The following is a 16,553-nucleotide window of genomic DNA, read 5'->3' on the forward strand; positions in this document are numbered from 1 at the left end:
CGGAGCCGGCGATCGCCCGGTCCGGGCCCGCACCCGGTTCGGGACGTGGTGGAACACACCGGCACAACCAGCGGTTTGCCCGAAGGCCGCCAATCAAACCACTGGTTATCCGCGCACTAGCAGGATATCTAAATACATCACTTTGGTGTCAACCAGTAGTCGGTTAATATACGGTGTGTGTTTTAGAACACATGTACGAGAACCGTCCACATGAGACGACGCAGCTCACCGGTGACGGCGCCCCGGCCTGGCCTCATCCCGCGCTGGTGGCCGTGAACCGCGCCGTGAGGGTGCCGGAGATCCCGTCGGCGGCGTTCTTGCCGCGCGCCGTCAGCGCCAGGTCACCGATCAGCGTCGAGCAGTCGCCCTCCCGCGGCGCGAACCGCCCCTCGACCGACACCTGCGCCGTCTTCGCCGGCTGCTCGCCGACGGACCACTCCAGCGTGCTCGCGGCGCTGGCGAACGCCACCGCACCGGCGGCGCCCACCGGCCGGCTCGTGCTGTCGAGCGTGCCCGTGACCTGGCCGCCGCCGGCCGCACCGGACAGCTCGGTCAGCTGACCCACCTCACCTGCGACCACGTTGCCACCCGACACCACCAGCCGGAACGTGATCTCGCCGCCGTCGGGCCGCAACGTCGCGCCGGACACCCGGACCCCGCCCGACACCGTCGCGGTGCCGGTCCACTCGCCGTCGGTGAACGTCGCGCAGTCCTCCTTGCCGTGCCAGGTGACGGTCACCGGCAGCTGCCCCACGGGCCGCGGCATCGGCGCCAGGAACCCGGCCAGTCCCGCCGGCGCACCGGCGAACACCGCCTGGAACAGCTTCAGGTTGTCCATCGGCGCGGCCTGCAGCATCCCGGTGACGGTCCGCGCGGGATCGGTCGCCGCGCCCGGGTCCACCGCGGCCCGCAGCCGCACCGTCACCCGGCCCGCGGCGTCGGTGACGGCACGCTGCGGCGCCAACCCGCCCGCGCCCAGCTCCACGTGCCCGCCCAGCTCCGCCGGAGGCAACCAGGCCAGGTCCACCGAGCCGGGCGCGGCGTCCGCCACCAGCAGCGGCGCGGGCCCGAATCCGGCCGCCTGCGCCACGTCCACCGTCGCCACCACGTCCAGCGCGTCACCGGGCCCGCCCGGACCCTGCGCGAGGCGCACGCCCTGCGGCGACATCCGGATCCGCACGTCCTGCCAGCGCAGCATCGCGTGGGCGTACGCCATCGCGGGCGCGTCACCCAGCGCCAGGTCCCGGCCGCCCGCCGCGTACACCAGCCCCCAGCCGGCCGTCTCCGGCGCGGACCGCTGCCCCGTGCCCATCGGCGCGCGCTCGGGCACCCGGACCGACCCGGCCGGGTCGACGAAACCGTCCAGCAGCATCAGCCACTCCGACAGCGCGTCGACCGGGGGCCCGGCCGACCCGTCACCGGAGAAGTCCACCTTGCGCGCCTGGAGCAGCCGCACCAGCCAACTGCCGCGCCCCTGCCAGTATGTCGTCCGGTACAGCTCCAGCAGCTCGGCCGGCGCACGCCGCACGCCCAGCTCCGACAGCCGCCGCAGGAAGTCCAGCATCGGCTCCCGGGCCGTGCCCGCCATCTCGGCGAGGGTGTCCACCTGCGCCTGGAGCACATGCACCCCGTCCGCGCCCGGCCGGACCCCGGCCAGCACCTGCTCACCCGTCGGCGTGTAGACGGCCACGCCCAGGTTGACCAGCACCGACCAGGCCCCGCGGCGGCGCTGCGCCGGATCCGGCGAGGCCAGCGCGGCCGCGGTCTGCTCGGGCGTCAACGCGGGCTGCTCGCCGTCGCCGCGCGGGCCGCCCCCGGTGCACGCAGCCAGTGGCAGCAGCAGGAGAAGGACGAGCCCTCGCACGATCGAACGCCGACCCACACCCCGCCCTGCCCCGGCCATGCGACTCTCCCCGTCCGGCGCCCGCGCCGGCGGACACGTCCTGGGCCGTCACCGTAGTGTCTCCTCGGGCGGACACGCCAGGGAGGGCGGCGGTCAGTCCTCCTCCAGCACCGAGAGGATGTTGCCCGCCGGATCCTTGAACCAGGCGATGCGGGGGCCCGTGTCGGCGTCGGACACCCCCGTGGGGTCGGTCTTCAGGTCGTCGGTGTCGTACTTCTCGAATTCGACGCCGCGTTCGCGCAGCTCCCCCATCGCGGCCTCGAGGTGGGTCACCGGAAAGTTCAGGATGGTGTACGTCGCCGGCTCGTGATCCGGCTTCGGATAGATCAGCACCTGGCCGCCCCCGGCCAGTTCCAGCCGCAGCAGGCCGCCGCCGAGGTCGGTGACCTCCAGGCCCAGCGTCTCGCCGTAGAACCGCCTGGCCTGGTCGATGTCGTCGACCGAGAACCCCGAGAACGCTCGCGTCCTGCCGAACATGGTCCGCTCCTCCTGCCGTGTCGGTCCGGCCCCGCGCCGGGCCGTTGTCATGCCGTCGCGACGTCGATCGCCGCCTGCGCCTTCGCGGTGCGGCGCACGGCCGCGGCCAGCGCCCGTTCCGCCGCGGTCCGGGCCGCCCGCCGCCCGTTCGCCTCCTGCTGTGCCCGGCCGCGCCGCTCCTCCAGCGCCGCCAGCGCGTCCCTGAGCTGTGCCAGCTCGTCCACAGCCGACGCCTCGGCCGCCCGCGCCGTCGCCACCTCGCCCCGCGCCCGCCGCTCGGCGTCACGCGCCGCGTCCAGCTCCCGCCGCAGCCCGACCGGCACCGGCGGCTCGACCTCCGCAACCGCCGTCGGGGCGACCCGCGCAGGCTCGATCGCCGTGACCGAGCCCTGCCGGGCCACGGTCCCGCCTCCGGTCGCCGCGGCCGGGCCCTTCCGGGTGGCGGTCCTGGTTGCCGCACGGCCGCCGATCGCCCGCACGGTGCCCCTGGCTGCGGCGCGGCCGCCGGTCTCGGCGTCGCCTGAGGGTTCATTGTCATCGGGTTCGTCGCCGGACGGCAGCGCCGCGCCGAACCCGGTGTAGGAAACGGCCTTCACGACCGCTCCGGCACGGACCTGCGCGGCGATGTCGTCGTCGGCGAGCGCGGCGGCCAGGGTCTGCTCGACCTCGGTGAGCGGCAGCTTCAACGGGCTCAGCGTGGGCTGGGCCTGCACCGCCAGGTCCGCGGCCTGTCCGGCCAGCGCCGAGAGCAGTTCGCGGCGCCGCACGGTCAGCGTGCGCAGGTCCGCGCCGCGCAGCTGCCGCTGAGCGTCGCGCAGCTCGGCGGCCAGCGCGGTCAGCTCGCCGATGCGCTCGGGTGCGCGGTGTGCCAGCAGGTTCACCAGCCACGCGGCGAGGGTGGGCCGGCGCAGCCGCTTGATGGCGGTGGCCTGCGCGCCGTGCCCGGCCGCCTTGGCCGCCGCGGCCGCGGCGTCGCGGGCGGCCGTGAACTGCTCGGGCAGGGCCGTGTACAGCTCACGCACGGTCTCCTCCGGCACCTCGCCCACCTTGTCATGATATGAGGAGATCAGCCGGCGGCCAGGTAACCGTGGGCCTGGAGCGTGAACAGCTCCGCATACCGGCCGCCGGCCGCCATCAGCTCGTCGTGGCGGCCCGACTGCACCAGCCGGCCCTCGTGCAGCACGTAGATGACGTCGGCGTGGCGCACATTGGCCAGCCGGTGCGTGATCAGGATGGTGGTCCGCCGGCCCTGCCGGTCCCGGATCGCCTGGAACAGGGCGTCCTCGGCACGCGGGTCCAGCGCCGACGACGGCTCGTCCATGATGAGCAGGTCCGCGTCGCGCAGGAAGCCGCGCGCCGCGGTGATGCGCTGCCACTGCCCGCCCGACAGGTCCTGCCCGTCGGCGAAGGTGCGGTCCAGCAGCGTGTCGTACCCGAACGGCAACTGCATGATCATGTCGTGGGCCACCGCGCGCAGCGCCGCCGCCTCGATGCGCTCGCGCGCCACCGGCGCGCCCGCCTCGCCCAGCCGGATGTTGACCTCCGCGGTGAACGGCCACTTCCAGTAGTCCTGCGACACCACCGCGATCCTGGCCCGCAGCTGGTCGGCGTCCAGCTCGGCCAGCGGCACGCCGTTCCACGAGACCGTGCCCGCCGACGGGGCCCGCAGCGCGGCGATCACCGCGGCCAGGGTGGTCTTGCCGGAGCCGTTCTCCCCCACGAACGCCACCGTCTGCCCGGCGTGCACGACCAGCGACACCCCGTCTACCGCCGGGGCCGCCCGGTCGGGGTAGCTCAGACTCACCTGCTCGACCCGCAGCGTCTCCAGCTCGGCCGCGGGCAGGCTGCCGTCCGCGGCGGGCACGTGCGCCTTCGCCCGCTCCATGAACTCGGTGTAGTCGTCGAAGTGCCGGCCCTCCATGTACAGCGCGTCGACCTGGTAGGTGACAGTGCTCAGCGAATGGCGGGCCGCCTGCAGCGCGATCACGGCGGTCGCCGCGGCCGACAGCGGGATCGCGCCGTCCAGCAGCAGCCAGCCGAGCAGCCCGTACACCGCGCCCGTGGCGACGCCGCCCGCCATCGCGCCCAGCGCGTTGGTCGTGGTGACCCGGCGGGCCAGGTCCAGCTGGATGCGGGTCTCGGTCTCCATCACCGTGTCGTACTGGCCGAGCAGGAACCCGCGCAGCCCGTAGGCGCGCAGCTCCGCGGCGGTCATCCGGTCGGCCATCAACCGGTTCAGGATCCACATGCGGCGGCGGCGCACCGACCCGGCCAGGTACGTCTGGTACTCCAGGTGCCCGGCCTTCAGCGCCGCCCACGCGTTGGGCACCGTGGCCAGCAGCATCGCGCCCAGCAGCAGGGGATGCACGACGACCAGCGCCACCGCGACGGCCAGCACCCCGATGGCGCCCGCGGCCAGCGCCATCATCGCGTTGACCAGCCCGATCACCGACTCCATGCCGCGCGCGGCGCGTTCCATGTCGTCGGCGAACGCGTCCTCGTCGAACGCGTCCAGCCGCACGGCCGTCGTCGCCTCGAACAGCTGCCGCTGCACGGCCCGGTCCACCCGCGGCGTCAGGCCGTTGAGCGCGTACCCGGTGGCGATGCCCATGCCCGCGCGCAGCGCCGCCGCCCCGGCCAGCACGATCAGGGCGGGCAGCGCCGCGGCCACCCGGTCCGGGGTCGGCGCGGCGGCGAACAGGCCGACCAGGACCTGCTGCGTGGCGAGCAGGCCCGCCGTCGACATGACCCCGGCCAGCACCGTGCAGGACAGCACGATCGCGGTGCGGGCCCGGTCGGCGCGCCAGGCGATGCGCAGCGCGGTGCCGACCAGCCGCGGCAGCGCCTGGGCCAGGGTGCGCAGCCCTGCGTCGGCGCGGGCGCGCACGCCGTGCTCCCACCACATCACCCGCATCTGCGGCAGCACGGAGCCGGTCGCGGGTGTCGTCTCGGCAGTGGTCGTGGTGGCGGCATCGGACGGTGCGGACACAGACATCCCTCCCCTGAGCCGCGACCCGTGCGGCGGCCTGTGAAAAGGGTATGCCCAATCAGGAATGAGCAGCCGATTCGTTCGCGCCGACGCGGTGCGTGACCATCCGCTCGGTCGCGAAGTCGACAATCCGCTGCCGCCGGTAGGCTCGCCACCATGTCAGGTGATCAGATCATCGACGTGGGCGGTGTGCGGCTGGCCTACCGGGTGCTCGGCCCGCCCGCCGCGCCGCCGGTGGTGCTGCTGCACGGCGGCAGCGCCGACAGCTCGGCGTGGGCGGACATCGCTCCGGCGCTCGCCGCGGACCGCCGGGTGTACGCCGTGGACCTGCGCGGGCACGGGGCCAGCGAGCGGACCGACCGGTATTCGTTCGAGCTGCTGCGTGACGACGTCGTCGGGTTCCTGGACGTGCTCGACCTGCGCGACGTGACACTCGTCGGGCACTCGATGGGCGGCGTGGCGGCCTACCTGGTCGCGTACGCCCGGCCGGAGCGGGTGTCGGGCCTGGTGCTGGAGGAGACGCCGCCGCCGGACCCGATGGGTCTCAAAGTGCCCCGCCACGAGATCCGCCGGCACATCGTGGGCCAGCTCAACGCACCCGATCCGGCCTGGTGGGACGCGGTCGACGCGGTCACCTGCCCGGTGCTGACGCTGCGCGGCGGCCCGAGCAGCTTCCTGCCCCAGGACCGCATCGCCGCGATGGCCGCTCGCTTCCCGCACGGCCGCCTGGTGACGATCCCGGTGGGCCACTGCATCCACCGCGACGCCCCCGAGGCCTTCCTCGACGCGGTGCGGGCCCACCTGCGGCATGCCGACCGTCCGGCCGCACCGCACCACTGACCCGGTGACCGGGCCGAACCCCGGTCGGCGGTCATTCGTCGCTGTCGGCCGGGACCGGCTCGCGGATCATGAACACGTCCACCGGGTCCTCGGTCTCGACCGCGAACCCGTGCCGCTCGTACAGCCGCCGCGCCGCGCTACCCTGCAGCACCTGCAGCCGGACCCGGGTGCCGGCACGGTCGCACTGCTCCAGCAGCCCGGCCAGCACGGCCGTGCCGATGCCGCCGCCGTGCAGCTGCGGGTCCAGCAGGAAGTTCTCCAGCCAGTGGGCGTCGTCGGCCGGGCGCAGCGTGACACAGCCCGCGAACTCGCCGCCGACCTCGATCACCCGGGTGTGCTCCGGGGCGAACTTGTCCCGCAGCCGCTGCCGCACCCGGTGCTCGTCGTAGCGTCCGAGCCGTTCCAGGTCCGCCCGCAGCACCACGGCGCGCAACTCCGCCACCGGCTCGACGTCCGCCGTCGAAGCCGGGCGGGTACCCCAATCTGCCATGATCGCCAGACTAGCGGGCGGTGATCGGGCGGAACTTCTCGTAGCCCAGGATGGTGACCTTCCGGCACGGGTCGAGGCGGCAGGGCACGACCTTGCCGGTCTCGGTGAACCCGATCCGCCGGTAGAAGGCCTGCGCTCGCTGGTTGTCCTCGTGCACACCCAGCGTGAGCCAGGACGCGTCGGTGTTGTCGCGGGCCCACGCGATGGCGACCTCGACCAGCCGGGCCGCCAGTCCGCCCGGGCTGCCGCGGTGTGCGGGCGTCACGTAGACGCCCTGGATGCAGTAGGTGCCGGGGACGACCTCCACCGGAGCCGAGCCGGCCATCCCCACCCAGTGGCCGTCCGGGGTGGCCGCGATGAACGTCGCCGAGGTCGGCGAGTTCGCGTCCTGCTCCGCCTGCTGCTGCCAGGCCTCGTCGGCGAGCGCGGCGGCGTCGGCGTACGTGGTGCCGAAGGCACCCGGCGAATCCTGCAGCGCCTCCAGGCGCAGGGCGCGCAGCTGCGGCCACTCCCCCGGCTCGGTCCTGCGTACGACATAAGTCATGGTCTGCTCCTGCGGGTCGGCTCGAATGATTCCACGCGCCTTCCGGCCCTGGGGAGCAAGTGGTACGAAAATCACTCGCGACGACCCCGGCCCGTTCGTAGGCTCGCGCGATGCGATGGGAACCGCTGCGTGTGAGCGACGCCGCCGACTGCGCCGAGGTGATCGCCGACGCGGAGCTGGCCGACCAGATCGGTGAGCACTACGACGCCGACGACGTCGCCGAGCAGCTGGCGGACTCGGGCCTCGACCTGGCCGCCGCGTCCGTCGGGGTGTGGGACGGCGACCGCTTGGCCGCCTACGGCGTGCTGGGGTCCAACGGTTCACCGGCGCCCGTGCACCGCGTCTTCTTCGACGGCTTCGTACGGCCGGCGTACCGGCGGCGGGGCCTGGGCGGGCAGCTCGTGGAGTGGGCGATCGAGGCGACCGCGGCGGTGGCCGCCGCCCGGCACCCTGACGCGCCGTGCGAGCTGCATGCCGACGTCAGCGACACCAATGAGGGCAAGCAGGCCCTGTTCACCCGCGCGGGTTTCGCGCCGCAGCGCTGGTTCTTCGCGATGCGCCGCCCGCTGGCCGGCGACCTGCCGGAGATCGCCGTGCCTGACGGGTATCGCATCGAGCGGTTCGACCTGGATCGCCACGACGAGGCGGCACGCCTGGTCCGCAACGCGGCGTTCGCCGACCACTGGGGCGCCTCCGAGAAGACGCCCGACGCGTGGCAGCACTGGTTCACCGGCACCCGCACGTTCCGCCCCGACCTGTCGTTCGTCGCCCGCGCCGACAGCCCGGTGACAGGCGCGGGCGACGCGCTGGCCGCGATCCTGCTGACGCATCACTACGAGGCCGACACGCAGGCGACCGGCCGTGCCGAGGCCTGGATCGCCGTCATCGGCACCCGTCGCGAGCACCGCGGCCGCGGTGTCGCGGGCACGCTGCTGGCGTCGGCGCTGCGGCATGCCCAGCTGGCCGGGTTCGCCCAGGCCGGACTAGGTGTCGACGTGGCCGGCCCGACCGGCGCGCTGGGGTTGTACCAGTCGGCCGGGTTCACCGTCGAGCACCGCTACGCCCGCTACGTCAAGACGTTCTACGGCCTGTTTCATAACTCGGTGGAGTTGTGAGACAGCGCCCTTCTCGGGCGTCCGCGCCTGGCCCCGGGTGGGTTGGGTGCGGTTCCCGCGTCATCGGGGCTGGTTTCGCCTGCGCGTGTGCGCGGGCCAGAGCCTTCCCCTCGGCGGGCGTTGATGACCGGGCCCCCTGCGTGGAGGTCCCGGATCTGAGCGTGGTGCTGCTCGGCCCAGATGGCGAGGTTGACCGCGGCATTGTGGTCCCGGTCGGCCTGATACCCGCACGCTCCGCAGACGAACGTGCGCTGGTCCAGGGGCATGGCCGGGGCCACGGTCCGGCAGCGGGCGCAGGTCTTGGTCGACGGGTACCAGCGGTCGACCGGGGTGAGGTGTCCGCCTCGCCACTGCTGCTTGTACGTCAATAGTCGGCCGAGTTCGCCCCAGGCGGCGTCGGCGACCGCCGCGGCCAGGCGCCGGTTGCGCATCATGCCGGTGATGGTGAGGGTCTCGATCGCGAGCCGGTCGTGGGTCTTGACCAGCTCGTTGGAGACCTTGTGCAGGAAACGGCGCCTGGTCGCGGCGACCCGGGCGTGGTGGCGGCCCAGCCGGGCTGCTGCCTTGGCGCGGTTGTTCGAGCCGCGTTGTTTGCGGGTGACGTCACGGGCCAGGCGCCGCTGCCGTGCCATGCCCGCCCGGGAAGGCCGCGGCCAGTCGTCGACTCGCCCGGCTTCGGTGCCGTCGGCGCGGGCGGCCACGATGAACGCCGTCAGGCCGCGGTCGATGCCGACCCAGCCGGTCCCGCTGGTGGCGGGCTGGTGACGGGCGGCGTCGTTCAACTCGGCGGCTTCGCAGGTCAGCGACACCGCCCACCGGCCGGCGTGGTGACCGACCGTTGCCGATACGATCTTCGCCCGTCCTTTGGCGAGCATCCGCCGTAGGCGGCGGGTGTCCTCACGGACCGCCAGGGTGCCGAGGGCGGGCATGGTCACGGTGCGCGGCGTGTGTTCGCCGACGCGGATGTTGGCCCGGCCCGTGGCCGAGGTCTTGCAGCGGATACGAAACGACAGCGGTGCGCGCTTCTTCGATTTGAACCTCGGAAAGCCCGCCCGCTGGCCCTTGCGGGCACCGCTACGCGAGGCCGTGTAAGCGGCCAGTCCACGGCCCAGATCGACCGCGGCCTCTTCGAACACCTGCTGATGCACCTGGGACCGCCACGCCAGACCAGTGACGGCCACCGTGATCGTCCCGTCGGCGCTGGCGACCATCAACCTGCCCGCGTCAGCCGAATGCTTCCACGCGTTGAACGCGTTGATCAGGTCGAAGCCCGACCACGGAACCTTGCCGCCCACCCCGCACTGCTTGCCGTCCAGGGCCTGCTTGACCAGCCGCAGGCACTGGTTGTAGCCGAACCGGGCCGCACCCGCATGCCGGCGCAGCACAGTCTCCTGCTCGGCGGTCGGGTTCACGGTGAACCGGAACGTGGTGAAACGGGCCACGGCAGCACACCCTGCCACACACCACCGACACAAACCCACCACCTGCACGAACCCCGAACACCCACCGCACCTGATCGAAAGCCACTAACACCGGCCCGGCCACTCACTTGTGAAAAACGGCCTAGTCGGGCGTGGACCGCGCCGCGCGGGGTTCGCCCAGCGGGCGGCCGCCGACGCCGATGATGTGCCAGCCGAGGTCCGGGAAGCCGGCGCTGCGCGCGGTGCGGTCCGACGCGGTGTTCGCCGGGTCGTGCAGGTAGATCGGCACCGCGCCCTGGGTGAGGATCCAGCGCGCCGCCTGCGCGACCAGTCCCGTGGCCAGGCCGCGGCCCCGGTGCGCCTCCTCGGTGCCGACGGAGATCTCCATACCCGCGGTGTTGTGCCGCTTCACGCCCACGCCCGCCGCGTACCGGCCCGCGTCGTCGAAACTGATCAGCACCTGCCCGCCGAACGGGTGCAGCCACTCCGGCACGCGCGGGTCGAGCGCGTCCACCCACTGTCCCGCGTCCGGCAGCTCGGCGGGGGTCTGCGTCCACCGGAACACGCCGCGGTACGCGGTCGCGTCGGGCCGCCCGAGTGCCGCGGGCAGGTGCTCGGGCACGTCGTCCCAGGTGCGCACCGCGTCGCGTACCGCGTCGAGGGCTTCCGGGGGAACGGACAGCACCCCGCCGTGCGGCGTCGACACCCCGACCACGTCGCGGACCTGGCCGTCCCATCCCGGGCGGGTCCGCACCGGGCTGCCGACCACGGTCAGCCCCTGCGCCTCGGTCCACTTGCCCAGGTACTCGACGAGGAAGTCGGTGAGACGTCGGTCCGTGGAGATCTCGCGGCTGTCCATCGCCCGAAGATACGTCGCCCGCCCCGCCCCCGCCCGCAACCGCCCCGCAGCCCGCTGCCGCGGCATCGACGGCGCTTCAGCCCGCCACCGGCGCCAGCGGGTGAACGGTCGGCGGCGCTTCCGCCGATGCCGTTCGGCGCACGCCGCGGATGAGCAGGTAGCCGACCATCCAGAGTTCCCCGACGGCGGCGGGATAGGTGAGCGCCTCGGCCACGACGGATGCGTCGGGGGCGAGGTATACGACGAACGCGCTGACCACGTACCCGACGCCGCCGGTCAGCAGGATCCAGCCCAGGACGCGGGGCATCCAGCCGGATCGCAGCACGCCCCGGCCCATGGGCAGGAGCCACAGGCCGAAGAACAGCGCGCCCACGCCCCACAGGTTGTCGCTGATCAGGAGCAGCACCGGGACGACGCCCGCGGCGTCGCCGACCGGGTCGACCGCCAGCCCGACCGCCGTGGCCAGCAGAGCGGCGCTGACCAGCCCCACGGTTGCGCTGACCAGGCCGAAGGCGGCGATCCCGCTCGCGGTGACGGCGTCCACGGTACGGAACAGGCGGTAGAACCAGACGGCGGCGAGGGTCTGCGTGACAACCATGCCCAGTTCCAGGGCGACGGCGGCGCGGGCGAGCGACTCGTGCGCGATCAGGTCGGCCAGAGCCGCCTGGGCGTCGTCGGCGGCGAACAGTCGGGGCCGGACGATGAGCAGTCCGAGTATCGCGGTGATGGCGTTGCCGAGGTAGAACAGCCCGGTCACGCGGGCGGTACGGGTCAGCGCGTGCATGGTGGCTCCTCCTTGATTCCGGGTGCGCGGAACCACGCCGCACCCGCGGCCATGTTAAGAAAACTTGACATCTCGAAGGTAGGGCGGCTTCGATACGATGTCAAGAATCTTTTACACAGCACGGCCGCGCCCGCGCGGACGCCGATGCCCCGTCGGGGTGACGGTTCGTGTCGGGCGGCGGGTGTAGGTTCGCGGACGTGGAGGAGATGCTCGAAGCGCACCGCCGGGAACTGACCGCCTACTGCTACCGGATGCTGGGCTCGGCGTTCGAGGCCGAGGACGCGGTGCAGGAGACCCTGATCCGCGCCTGGAAGGGATACGAGCAGTTCGAGGGCCGTTCGGCCGTCCGCTCGTGGCTCTACCGCATCGCCACCAACGTGTGCCTGGACATGCTCGGCAGCGCCCAGCGCCGGGCCCGCCCGATGGACCTGGCCTCGGCCGGCGCGCCCGAGCGGGTCACCAGCGCGCCCGTGCCGCTGGCCGAGTCGGTGTGGGTCGGCCCCGCGCCCGACGACCGGCTGCTGCCCGACACCGCCGACCCGGCGGACCTGACCGTGGCCCGCGAGTCGGTCCGGCTCGCCTTCGTGGCGGCGCTGCAGCACCTGGCCCCCAAGCAGCGCGCGGTGCTGATCCTGCGCGAGGTGCTCGCGTGGAGCGCCGCCGAGACCGCCGAGCTGCTCGGTCTGACCGTCGCCTCGGTCAACAGCGCCCTGCAGCGCGCCCGGGCCAGCCTCAGCGCGGTCAGCGCCACCGACGCCGACGTGCTGGCCCCGACCGACGCCGACCAGGCCGCCCTGCTCGCCCGATACGTCGAGGCCTTCGAACGCTACGACCTGCAAGCGCTCGCGGCACTGCTGCACGAGGACGCGACGCTGTCCATGCCGCCGCTGGACCTGTGGTTCCGCGGGATCGACGACATCAGCACCTGGATGCTCGGCATCGGCATCGGCTGCAAGGGCTCGCGGCTGGTGCCCGTCGCCGCCAACGGCCTGCCCGCCTTCGGGCAGTACCGGCCCACCGACGACCCGGACCGCCACGAGCCGTGGGCGCTCATCGTCCTGGAGATCTCAGCCGGACGGATCGCCGGGGTCAACAACTTCCTCGACACCGAGCGGCTGTTCCCGCTGTTCGGCCTGCCCCCCGTGCTCGTGCGGGGCAAGGAGGCCGAACTCGTCGGCTGAGTCGCCCGGATGCGACGGCAGCACGCTGCGCAGCCCGGTCAGCTCCAGCAGCAGCCGCAGGTGCGGGCCGGCCCGCCACAGCCGCAGCGTGCCCCCGGCCCGGCTCGTGTGCAGGCGCAGCCGGGCCAGCACGTCGAGCCCGGCCAGGTCCGGCCGGGTCAGCGCGCCGACGTCGCAGAGCACCACCAGGTCACCGCCCGCCGACAGGTCGCTGCGGGCCTCGTCGACCCGGGCGCACAGCGCCGCCAGGTCCCCCGCCCCCAGCGAAGGGCCGAGGACCAGCACCGCGTACGACTCCCGCCCGTGCTCGCGCACGCCCGCCTCCTCCGTGGTGCCCGCCCACCGCCGGACGCGGGCCGGGCGCGGGGCACCTGTCAGTTAGGACGGTCGGCGCGGCCCCGACTCATCGGCGTACCGGAGTCGAACACGTCGGCGCAGGTCAGTGCCCCGTTCGGGGAGCCGACAAATTTTTCTTCCGAGGGCCGATGAGTTTGCCGGGGCTCGTTCGTCTGAGTGGGTGAGACAGCAGCCGGGCCACCCGGGCACGGCGCTGACACCTACCGGAGGACATCATGAGGAAGATCGTCGCTGGACTGTTCGTGTCGCTGGACGGCGTCGTCCAGGACCCGCACACCTGGCACTTCCCGTACTTCGACGACGCCATGGGCGCGGCCGTCGGCGCGCTCATGGAGAGCTCGGACGTGATGCTGCTGGGCCGCACCACCTACGACGGCTTCGCCGAGTACTGGCCCACGAGCGAGGACGAGTTCGCGGCCGTCATGAACGGCAAGCGCAAGGTCGTCGTGTCCAGCACCCTGCAGGAAGCGACCTGGGAGAACAGCACCATCGTGCGCGACCTGGACGAGCTGCGCGAGCTCAAGGCGCAGCCGGGCAAGAACCTCGGCATCACCGGCAGCGTCGTGCTGGTGCGCTCACTGCTGCGGGCCGGCCTGCTCGACGAGCTGCACCTGCTGATCCACCCGATCGTGGTCGGCCACGGCCAGCGCCTGTTCGACGACGGCGAGACGATCCCGCTCACCCTGGCGTCGTCCGAGACGTTCAAGACCGGCGTGCTGAACGTCGTCTACACCCCGGCCCGGCCGTGCGTCCGGCCTTCCTTCCGAGCCCACCTGCGGGACGGTCAGTGGCTGGACACGGGCGTGAACCGGGTGTGGGTCGGGTCCAGCAGGTGGATGCGACTGGTGGCGATGTCGAAATACATGCCGACCAGCTCCAGGCGTCCGTCGTGGACGCGTTCGGCCACGTCCGGGTAGCTCATCAGGTTCTCCAGCTGCTGGACCACGTTCTGCTGGCAGAGCTGCGTCAGGTGGTCGCCGTCGCCGACGGCCCCCTGGCTCACCCGGTGCAGGCTGGGCTGGGCATGGCGCAGCCAGCGGAGCAGGTCCGGCATCCGCGCCGGGAGGGTGCCCGGGCGCAGCAGCGCGGCCAGCGCGCCGCAGCCGGAGTGCCCGCACACCGTGATGGTGCGCACCTGCAGCACGTGCAGCGCGAAGTCCATCGCGGCGGGCACGCTGCCGTCGTGCTCGCCGTCGCCGTGCCGGGGCACCAGGTTGCCGACGTTGCGCACCGTGAACAGATCCCCCGGGCCGGTCGACGTGATCATGCTGGGCACGACGCGCGAGTCGGCGCAGGTGATGAACAGCTGCGTCGGCTGCTGACCGGTGCGGGCCAGATCGGCCAGCAGCGGGCCGACCCGGCGCGCGCCGTGCCGGTGGAACAGCCGCGCGCCGCGCGCCAGGCGCTCGCGGGCCCCGTGCGGCACCGCGCGGTGCACGCGGGGCAGCAGCCAGGCGGTCGGGTGCATCTTCCGGGCCGGCGAACGCCGGCCGGTGATCGCATCGGCGTACCAGTGGTGGTGCAGCTCGTGCACCTCGACGCTGCCGCCGCCGCGCTCGTGCGCGGTGCGCCAGTCGTGCAGCGCGGTCACCGCGGCGTGGTCCATGAAGTCGGCGTTGAGCTCGACGCCGACCGCGACCCCCGCGGGCACCTGGGCCAGCGTCCGGGTCAGCTGCGGCGCCGCGAGGAAGGTCAGCGAGCCCTCGATGGCGACGTGCCAGCCGTTCTCGTCCTGGTAGGCCCGCACGGTGGCGTGGGTGAGCCGCCAGATCGACAGCAGCAGCGCGCACCCCATGCCGACGAGCACGCCCTCGAACAGGCCCAGCACCACCACGGCGAGCATCGTCAGCACGTACACCGGCATCTCGCGGTGCTGGTGGACCTGCTGGGCGTGGGTCAGGTTGACCATCTGCACCCCGGTGTAGACCAGCAGCGCCGCCAGCGCGGGCAGCGGGATCAGCTCGATCACGGGCGCGGCCACCAGGACCAGCACCAGGATCCACACCCCGTGCAGCACCGTGGACAGCCGGGACCGGCCGCCGGCGTTCACGTTGGTCGTCGAGCGCACGATCACCCCGGCCACCGGCAGCCCGCCCAGCGCCCCGGCGACGATGTTCGCCGCGCCCTGCCCGGCCAGCTCGCGGTCCAGGTTGACCCGCGGGCCGTCGTGCATGCGGTCCACGGCGACCGCGCACAGCAGCGACTCGACGCTGGCGACCAGTGCCACCGCGCCGACCGCGGCGAGGAACACCGACGGGGAGGCGTCGGGCCAGATCGGGCCCATGTCGAAGGCGAGGATGTCGTCGGGGATGTCGACCCGCTGCAGGTCCCAGCCGGTCACGACCGCGACGGCGGTGCCGACGACGATCGCCGCCAGCGGCGCGGGCACGACCCCGGCCAGGCTCGGCACCGCCCGCCAGCCCCACAGCACGGCCAGGGTGAGCACGCCGACGAACACCGCCGGGGTGTGGTTGTGCAGCAGCTCCGACGGCAGGGCGCGCAGGTTCGCCAGCGCCGATGCCTGCGGGGCGTCGCCCAGCAGCACGTGCAGCTGGGACAGGACGATCACGACGCCGACCCCGGCGAGCATGCCGTACACGACCGCGGGCGACACGGCCAGCGCGGCCCGCGCCACCCGGGACGCGCCCAGCCCCAGCTGCAGCACGCCCGCCGCGACGGTGACCGCGCACGCCCCGCGCCAGCCGAAGGTGGCCACGGTCTGCGCCACGATCAGCGTCAGCCCGGCCGCCGGACCGCTGACCTGCACCACCGACCCGCCCAGCGCGCCGGCGACGATGCCGCCGATCACCGCGCTGACCAACCCCGCTATCACCGGGGCGCCCGACGCCACCGCGATGCCCAGCGACAGCGGCAGCGCCACCAGCACCACCACCAGGGACGCGGGCACGTCCGTCCGCAACCGCTCACGCCATTGTGCGCTCATGTAGACGACCACCTCTCCTTACGCGTTCTGCCCACCTCAACTGCGCCAAGCTGAGAAAACGCTGATGAAGAGATCGTCGATCAATCAGATGGACCGTCCGGATCGTGCGGTCGGTAGAGGCCGAGCAGCAGGCCATACCGCGTGCCGTCGTCCCCTGCGTCAGGAGTGTCCTCGGCCAGCGCGGTCAGGGTCGCGGTGAGCTCGCGGACCTGGTCGGCGGTCAGCCGCAGGTGGCGCAGCACCAGGAACGGGTCGGGCGCGGCCGCGGCGATCTCCGCGCCGAGCGCCTGGAACGCGACCGCCGTGTTCTCCGCGGCGCCGGGGCCGGTGTAGTGCAGGGCGCGGGCCGGGCGGGCGTAGTACTGCTCGGTGCCGCCGCGCACGGTGCGGGTGCCGGCGGGCCGCACCAACCCGGCGTCCACGAGCACCTTCAGGTGGTGCGCCACATTGCCTTTGTTGGTACGCAGCACCGCCGCGAGCCGGCTCACGGTCGCGGGACGTTCGAGGGCGAACAGCAGCCGGTGCCGCATCGGGTGGGCCAGCGCCTTGTAGTGCTCCGCGGCGTTCACCTGCATGACCGTCTCGTTCTCGGGCGGGTCCGGCGGTGGGGTCGCCCGGTCTGCGGGGCCTGTGTCGCGCGGTGTCATGC

The 16,553-nt window shown here is 73.3% G+C and carries 15 protein-coding genes and 1 pseudogene; 4 read left to right on the forward strand and 12 right to left on the reverse strand.

Annotated elements, in window-relative coordinates; translation table 11 throughout:
- Window positions 1-253 precede the first annotated feature (253 nt).
- The 4 genes from HAV39_RS17840 to HAV39_RS17855 all read right to left on the reverse strand — a co-directional run bounded on the left by HAV39_RS17840 (window position 254) and on the right by HAV39_RS17855 (window position 5,294).
- On the reverse strand, window positions 254-1,864 hold the full coding sequence (locus tag HAV39_RS17840; protein ID WP_191840343.1) for a hypothetical protein: 1,611 nt from the start codon (window positions 1,862-1,864) through the stop codon (window positions 254-256).
- A gap of 132 nt (window positions 1,865-1,996) precedes the next feature.
- Window positions 1,997-2,380 carry a VOC family protein gene (locus HAV39_RS17845; RefSeq protein WP_191840344.1) on the reverse strand — a complete coding sequence of 128 codons (384 nt, stop codon included), beginning with the start codon at window positions 2,378-2,380 and terminating at the stop codon, window positions 1,997-1,999.
- A 47-nt stretch (window positions 2,381-2,427) separates the two neighbouring features.
- Window positions 2,428-3,426 (reverse strand): serine/threonine-protein kinase, encoded by a 999-nt coding sequence (locus HAV39_RS17850; RefSeq protein ID WP_191840345.1) that lies wholly within the window; start codon window positions 3,424-3,426, stop codon window positions 2,428-2,430.
- A gap of 20 nt (window positions 3,427-3,446) precedes the next feature.
- Window positions 3,447-5,294 carry an ABC transporter ATP-binding protein gene (locus tag HAV39_RS17855; RefSeq protein ID WP_239120755.1) on the reverse strand — a complete coding sequence of 616 codons (1,848 nt, stop codon included), beginning with the start codon at window positions 5,292-5,294 and terminating at the stop codon, window positions 3,447-3,449.
- 231 nt (window positions 5,295-5,525) lie between these two features.
- Between HAV39_RS17855 and HAV39_RS17860 the strand changes: the two genes are divergently transcribed.
- Entirely contained in the window at window positions 5,526-6,209 is a 684-nt protein-coding gene (locus tag HAV39_RS17860; protein WP_191840347.1) for an alpha/beta fold hydrolase, read from the forward strand.
- Window positions 6,210-6,240: 31 nt separating this feature from the next.
- On the opposite strand, the gene HAV39_RS17865 is transcribed toward HAV39_RS17860, so the two are convergent.
- Window positions 6,241-6,699, reverse strand: coding sequence for a GNAT family N-acetyltransferase (locus HAV39_RS17865; RefSeq protein WP_191840348.1), 459 nt, complete (start codon window positions 6,697-6,699; stop codon window positions 6,241-6,243).
- 10 nt (window positions 6,700-6,709) lie between these two features.
- Window positions 6,710-7,243 carry a GNAT family N-acetyltransferase gene (locus tag HAV39_RS17870; RefSeq protein WP_191840349.1) on the reverse strand — a complete coding sequence of 178 codons (534 nt, stop codon included), beginning with the start codon at window positions 7,241-7,243 and terminating at the stop codon, window positions 6,710-6,712.
- 110 nt (window positions 7,244-7,353) lie between these two features.
- On the opposite strand from HAV39_RS17870, the gene HAV39_RS17875 reads away from it, so the two are divergent.
- Window positions 7,354-8,358, forward strand: a complete 1,005-nt coding sequence (locus tag HAV39_RS17875; RefSeq protein WP_191840350.1) for a GNAT family N-acetyltransferase — start codon at window positions 7,354-7,356, stop codon at window positions 8,356-8,358.
- Here HAV39_RS17875 and HAV39_RS17880 read toward each other — a convergent pair.
- From HAV39_RS17880 to HAV39_RS17890, 3 genes are all read right to left on the reverse strand, one after another.
- On the reverse strand, window positions 8,337-9,800 hold the full coding sequence (locus tag HAV39_RS17880) for an RNA-guided endonuclease InsQ/TnpB family protein (RefSeq protein WP_191840351.1): 1,464 nt from the start codon (window positions 9,798-9,800) through the stop codon (window positions 8,337-8,339). The genes HAV39_RS17875 and HAV39_RS17880 overlap by 22 nt on opposite strands.
- Before the next feature lie 121 nt (window positions 9,801-9,921).
- On the reverse strand, window positions 9,922-10,638 hold the full coding sequence (locus tag HAV39_RS17885; RefSeq protein ID WP_191840352.1) for a GNAT family N-acetyltransferase: 717 nt from the start codon (window positions 10,636-10,638) through the stop codon (window positions 9,922-9,924).
- Between the two features lie 76 nt (window positions 10,639-10,714).
- On the reverse strand, window positions 10,715-11,422 hold the full coding sequence (locus HAV39_RS17890) for a DUF4386 domain-containing protein (protein ID WP_191840353.1): 708 nt from the start codon (window positions 11,420-11,422) through the stop codon (window positions 10,715-10,717).
- 206 nt (window positions 11,423-11,628) lie between these two features.
- Between HAV39_RS17890 and HAV39_RS17895 the strand changes: the two genes are divergently transcribed.
- A complete protein-coding gene (locus HAV39_RS17895; protein ID WP_191840520.1) occupies window positions 11,629-12,603 on the forward strand; it encodes a sigma-70 family RNA polymerase sigma factor in 975 nt (324 codons plus the stop codon).
- On the opposite strand, the gene HAV39_RS17900 is transcribed toward HAV39_RS17895, so the two are convergent.
- Complete coding sequence (locus tag HAV39_RS17900) at window positions 12,490-12,918, reverse strand: STAS domain-containing protein (RefSeq protein ID WP_191840354.1); 429 nt, start codon at window positions 12,916-12,918, stop codon at window positions 12,490-12,492. The genes HAV39_RS17895 and HAV39_RS17900 overlap by 114 nt on opposite strands.
- Window positions 12,919-13,175: 257 nt before the next feature.
- On the opposite strand from HAV39_RS17900, the pseudogene HAV39_RS42725 reads away from it, so the two are divergent.
- A pseudogene (locus HAV39_RS42725) lies at window positions 13,176-13,667 on the forward strand (dihydrofolate reductase family protein); the annotation flags it as partial.
- Window positions 13,668-13,744: 77 nt separating this feature from the next.
- Here HAV39_RS42725 and HAV39_RS17905 read toward each other — a convergent pair.
- The gene (locus HAV39_RS17905; protein WP_191840355.1) at window positions 13,745-15,904 is read right to left on the reverse strand and encodes a bifunctional SulP family inorganic anion transporter/carbonic anhydrase; all 2,160 of its coding nucleotides are present in this window, start codon (window positions 15,902-15,904) and stop codon (window positions 13,745-13,747) included.
- 80 nt (window positions 15,905-15,984) lie between these two features.
- Window positions 15,985-16,551, reverse strand: coding sequence for an ArsR/SmtB family transcription factor (locus HAV39_RS17910; protein ID WP_239120751.1), 567 nt, complete (start codon window positions 16,549-16,551; stop codon window positions 15,985-15,987).
- Window positions 16,552-16,553 lie beyond the last annotated feature (2 nt).

Origin of the sequence: Catellatospora chokoriensis, from assembly GCF_011297315.1 — a bacterium.
Lineage (GTDB): Bacteria > Actinomycetota > Actinomycetes > Mycobacteriales > Micromonosporaceae > Catellatospora > Catellatospora citrea.